Here is a 1,716-nt window from a genome sequence, read left to right on the forward strand (position 1 = left end):
CGGCCCCGACACCACCCTCACCGCCCTCGCCCGCACCACCCTCCCCCCAACCACCCACCTCATCCCCACCACCCGCCGCAACCACAACGAGGTCCTGACCGTACTCACCGCCGCCGGCCAAGCCCACACCAGCGGCGTGGCCCTCGATTGGTCCGCCATAGTCCCGCAGGGCCGACGTGTGGAGTTGCCGACCTACCCGTTCCAGCGTGAACGGTTCTGGCTGGTGGACACCGCGGGTGGGGGCGCCGAGGTAGAGGGAGCCGGTCTGGGGACAACGGACCACCCGCTGCTGGGCGCGGTGACCACGATGGCCGAGAGCGGCGAGCTCGTACTCTCCGGGCGACTGTCCACCAGCACCCACCCCTGGCTCGCCGACCACACGGTAGGCGACACCGTCATCGTCCCCGGCACGGCACTGCTCGACATGGCGATCCGGGCCGGCGACGAGACCGGTCACACCACCCTGGACGAACTGGTCATCCACACGCCCCTCACACTGACCCGCCCCACCCCCGTCCAAGTCACCGTGGGCGCCGAGGACGACACCGGCCGCCGCCCCATCTCCCTCCACAGCCGCGACACCACCGGCACCTGGACCCGCCACGCCACCGGCACCCTCAACCGCGAGGCCCACTCCGCAACAGAGCTCGGTGCCTGGCCACCCGCTGACGCCCACCAAATCGACCTCACCAACGCCTACCAGCGACTCGCCGACACCGGACTCCACTACGGCCCCGCATTCCAAGGCCTCCGCGCCCTGTGGCAACGCGAAAGCACTCTCTACGCCGAGGTCGAGCTGCCCACCGCCGCAGGTACCGCCACGGGGCATCCCCTGCACCCGGCGCTACTCGACGCGGCCCTGCACCCCGCCGCCCTCAGCACCGTGGACGCCGGCACGCCGCGCCTGCCGTTCTCCTGGACCGGCGTGACCGTCCACGCCACCGACGCCACCCACCTCCGGGTCCGGCTCGACACCGACCACACCGGCGCCATCCGCCTACTGGCCACCGACACCACCGGCCAACCCGTCATCACCATCGACTCGCTGGTCACCCGGCCGCTCGCCGCCGATCATCTCCGCGGCGCCAGGCCCGGTACGGACCACCTGTACAACCTTGACTGGTCCCCCTATACCCCCGCCGCCCCCACCATCACGGTGGACTGCAAGCGGTACACAGTGCCCACGACCGGCGACGACGTCCTGGCCGACACCCACCGCATCACCGCCCAAACCCTGGCCCGGGTACAGGAACACCTGGCCGCAGACACCACCACCCCCCTCGTCGTCGAGGCATCCAGCGATGATCTGGCCGGCGCGGCCGTCTGGGGACTGGTGCGCACCGCCCAGACGGAGCACCCCGACCGGATCGTCCTCATCGACACCGACGACCACCCCGCCTCCCAAGAGGTCCTGCCCATCCTGGTCGCCTCCGGCGAACCCCAGGCCCGCATCCGCGACGGCGCCATCACCCTCCCCCGACTGACGACCACGGCAGTCACCGACGCGCTGATGCCCCCGGGCGACACCGACGCCTGGCACCTGGACACCAGCGACCGCGGCACCCTGGAGAACCTCACACTGACCGGATCCGACGCCGACACCCGGAGCCTCCTGCCGGGAGAGGTGCGGGTCGGGGTGCGTGCCGCCGGTCTGAACTTCCGCGACGTACTCATCGCCCTGGGCATGTACCCCGGCGAAGCCACCATGGGCAGCGA

1 protein-coding gene is annotated in these 1,716 nt (G+C 71.4%); it reads left to right on the forward strand.

Translation table 11 applies throughout. The features are described 5' to 3' along the window. The coding region (locus ACFXB5_RS53685) for a polyketide synthase dehydratase domain-containing protein (RefSeq protein WP_385223368.1) at positions 1-1,716 on the forward strand (1,716 nt) is incomplete at both ends.

It is taken from the genome of Streptomyces sp. NPDC059455 (assembly GCF_042750115.1).
Taxonomy (GTDB): Bacteria; Actinomycetota; Actinomycetes; order Streptomycetales; family Streptomycetaceae; genus Streptomyces; species Streptomyces endocoffeicus.